Origin of the sequence: Methanocalculus sp. (assembly GCF_029762515.1) — an archaeon.
Classification (GTDB): Archaea; Halobacteriota; Methanomicrobia; order Methanomicrobiales; family Methanocorpusculaceae; genus Methanocalculus.
In genome coordinates, this window is record NZ_JARVGN010000043.1 from 1 (window position 1) to 3817 (window position 3817).

At 50.9% G+C, this 3817-nt stretch carries 4 protein-coding genes; all 4 read left to right on the plus strand.

What is annotated here, in order from left to right; translation table 11 throughout:
• Positions 1 to 1481 (plus strand): hybrid sensor histidine kinase/response regulator (locus tag QCH34_RS02545; RefSeq protein WP_300329593.1); only part of this gene is annotated, 1481 nt, incomplete at its 5' end.
• Positions 1478 to 1867 (plus strand): response regulator, encoded by a 390-nt coding sequence (locus QCH34_RS02550; RefSeq protein ID WP_300329596.1) that lies wholly within the window; start codon positions 1478 to 1480, stop codon positions 1865 to 1867. The genes QCH34_RS02545 and QCH34_RS02550, both read left to right, overlap by 4 nt.
• Positions 1868 to 3421: a response regulator gene (locus tag QCH34_RS02555; RefSeq protein WP_300329599.1), complete on the plus strand. Its 1554-nt coding sequence runs from the start codon at positions 1868 to 1870 to the stop codon at positions 3419 to 3421.
• Positions 3422 to 3527: 106 nt separating this feature from the next.
• Positions 3528 to 3817: response regulator (locus tag QCH34_RS02560; protein ID WP_300329602.1), on the plus strand; the 290-nt coding region annotated here is incomplete at its 3' end.

Consider the following 3817-nt stretch of genomic DNA (forward strand, 5'->3'; position numbering starts at 1 on the left):
GGCCCTGGTATATCCTTGCAACAGAACATCCAGGCGAGGTGGTGATGACCGATCCCTACATGGCAGTCACCACCCCGGATGTGAATATCGGGATCGTCACGGCACTGATCGATGACTCCGGCTCGATCTACGGAGTTGTCGGGGCCGATATCACCCTTATCAGCCTGACAGACTACATATCGACTGTTGAGACGATCCGGGATGGCGAGATGATCCTGGTTGACAGGACAGGGACAATCCTGGCAGCTTCAGATGAAACACTGCTCCACACCGATATCAGTGCTCTCCTCTCAGAACAGACAGAGACATTTCTGAGTGGCGATGAAGGGGTGCTGGTGATGGATGGCCGGTACCTGTTCTATTACACCTCCCCGGAACTTGGGTGGAAGATCGGGACATTCATCCCCTTCAGCACGATAGAAGAGGCGATTAACAAGTCCATCGGGTGGATACTCTTCTTCGTCCTCGTTGCCCTTATTCTTCTCAGCGGCATCACCCTCTACTTCTTAAACAGGACAATCATCAGGCCGCTCTCCAGCCTCACAAAGGTGAGCAGGGAGATCACCCAGACAGGGGATCTAAAACGGACGATCCCGACCGAAGGTGCGGGAGAGGTGGAGAGCCTCGCCAGATCATTTGAAGCGATGGTTGAAAAGATCAGGACCGAAGAAGCGATGAGGGAGGAGGCATACCGGGAGCTTGAGGAGTACCGCGACCGCCTGGAGGATATTGTCTCCGAGAGGACACATGAGCTTGAGGAAGCAAAGGAAGCGGCAGAGTCGGCAGACCGGCTTAAATCTGCCTTCCTTGCAACAATGTCCCATGAACTCAGGACACCATTAAACTCCATCATCGGATTTACGGGGATCCTCCTCCAGGAGCTTGCCGGACCGCTCAATGATGAACAGAAGAAACAGCTCGGGATGGTTGCCGGAAGTGCCGAGCACCTGCTCACCCTGATCAATGATGTGCTCGACATATCGAAGATCGAGGCAGGTCAGCTCACCCTCGTCATCGAGCCGGTGGATATCACCGTTATCCTTGAAAAGGCGATCGAAACCATAAAACCGGCAGCAGACAGGAAAGGCCTTCCACTTGAGGTTGCCATCGAACCGGGCCTGGGAGCGGTCAGGGGCGATGCACGCCGGATCGGGCAGGTGATCCTAAATCTCCTGAGTAACGCAATAAAGTTCACCGAGAAAGGCCATATCCGGATAGAATGTGCAGAAGAGGAGGGGAACATATCAATCCGCGTCATTGATACGGGGATCGGTATTGAGGAGGCTCATATTCCAAAACTCTTCAAGCCGTTCTCCCAGATCGATAGCGGACTGACGAGGAAGTACGAAGGCACCGGCCTTGGACTCTCGATCTCAAAGAAGCTCGTCAATCTGATGGGAGGAACAATCAAAGTGAGAAGCGAACCCGGAAAAGGATCGGTCTTTTCGGTCACCCTGCCGGCAGAGAGGAGGAACATATGACGGAGACAATTCTGTATATCGAAGATAATGACCAGAACTACTATCTCGTCCACTATATTCTGGCCGCAAAAGGATACGAGTGTATCCGTGCAGCCGATGGCATGGAAGGAGTCAGGATCGCCACCAATACGCCTGTTGATCTGATACTCCTGGATATCCAGCTCCCGGGAATGGACGGCTATGAGACGGCCCGAAGGCTCCGGGAGATCCAGGCGATCTCAAAACTGCCGATCGTCGCCGTTACCTCCTATGCGATGCCGGGGGACAGGGAGAAGGCACTCTCTGCAGGATGCACCGGATATATTGAAAAGCCTATCAATCCAACAACATTTATCTCACAGATAGAAGCATATCTCCCGCCTGCGGAGAATAAAGAGGATGAATAGATGGCTGTTGTGCTGATAGCTGACGACAATCCAAATAACCTCTACCTGCTGGAATCGATTCTGAAAGGATATGGATTTGCCACCACGAATGCCTGCAACGGCCAGGAGGCATTCGATACTGCGAAGAAGAGCCCGCCGGATCTGATCATAGCCGATATACTGATGCCTGTTATGGACGGGTTTGAACTCTGCCGCAGGTGGAAGGCAGATCCAAAACTACAACAGATCCCATTCATCTTCTATACAGCCACCTACACAGACCCACGCGATGAGCAGTTTGCCCTGAGCCTTGGTGCTGATCGGTATGTGATCAAGCCTCAGAAGCCGGACGTGCTTATCGGGATCGTGAGGGAGGTCCTCGAAAAAGCCGGGGGAGAGAAGCCTCCACAACCTGAAAAAACCTTCGAAGAAGAGATGGAGCTCCTGAAAACCTATAACGAGGTGCTCTTTCGGAAACTCCAGAAGAAGGTTGGAGACCTTGAGAACGAGATCGCACGGTGCAGCATAATTGAGAGGGATCTCCGCCGGAATGAGAAGTTCCTGAATAACATCTTCGAACAGATCCCTGATATGATCTTTGTGAAGGATGCAGCAGATCTCCGGTTTGTCGGGTTCAACAAGGCAGGAGAGGAGCTCCTCGGGATATCCCGCGAAAAACTCATCGGAAAATCGGATTATGACTTCTTCCCGGAAGAGCAGGCAGAGTTCTTCAGAGAAAAAGATCAGGAGGTCCTGAGTGAAAAGAGACTGCGGGATATTCCTGAAGAGAGGATTCTGACACATCAGATGGGCGAGAGGATACTCCACACAAAAAAGATACCCATACTCGATGAGTCAGGAGAGCCACGATACCTGCTTGGCATTTCAGAGGATATCACCGAACAAAAAGCGCATGAAGAGCAGATCAATCTTGCAAACCACAAGCTCGAACTGATGACCGAGGTCACCTACCAGGATATCCAGAACAAAATCACCGCGACACTGGGATATCTCGATCTGGAACAGCAGGAGAAGAATCAGAAAAGCAGACAGTTCTACATCGAAAAAGAGAAAGATATACTGGAGAGTATCCACAACCTCATAAAAAAGACGAAGGATTACCAGCAGATCGGGGTGAACACATCCCGATGGATTCTTCCAAAAGAGGTGATCGGGGATCAGTTTGTGGCAATCAGCCAGAAGAAGAATATCATCCTTGAATGTGAGCTGAACGAACTTGAGATCAGAACCGATCCCCTGATCGAAAGGGTTTTTTTAAATCTCCTGATGAATTCCATTCAACACGGTGAGAAGACGACCAGAATAACCTTCAGGTACCAAATAACAGCAGACGGATTGGTATTGATCTGTGAAGACGACGGTATCGGCATTCCTATGCCACTGAAGGAGCAGATCTTCCATCGGGTCGTCGGAGGCAGGGGAACATTCGGGCTCTTCTTTGCAAGGGAGTTCCTCAATCTCAGCGGCATGAAGATTATCGAGAACGGAACTCCGGGTACAGGCGCCCGGTTTGAGATTTTTGTTCCTGAGGGTATGTACCGGGAGAGCCGGTAGCCACCTTTTTTCAGCTGATTGCCGGACGGTTCGATCGATCCAAAGGCATTTACCGATCAAACTAATACTACCTCATCATCCGGATGAAAATGATCGAAGGTAAACGATGACCACAGTTCTGATAGCTGATGATAATCCCCAGAACCTCTATCTGCTGGAAGCCACGTTGAAGGGATATGGGTATACACCCATCACGGCAACAAACGGGAGAGAGGCTTTTGATACTGCGAAGAAGAGCCCGCCGGATCTGATCATCACCGATATACTGATGCCCGTTATGGACGGATTTGAACTCTGCCGCCGGTGGAAAGCAGATCCAGAACTACAACAGATCCCCTTCATCTTCTATACAGCCACCTACACAGACCCACGTGATGAGCAGTTTGCACTGAGCCT

Bases quoted from the DNA above. Each gene is read 5' to 3' on its own strand.
- QCH34_RS02550 (WP_300329596.1), top strand. From the start codon at position 1,478: ATGACGGAGACAATTCTGTATATCGAAGATAATGACCAGAACTACTAT.
- QCH34_RS02555 (WP_300329599.1), top strand. From the start codon at position 1,868: ATGGCTGTTGTGCTGATAGCTGACGACAATCCAAATAACCTCTACCTG.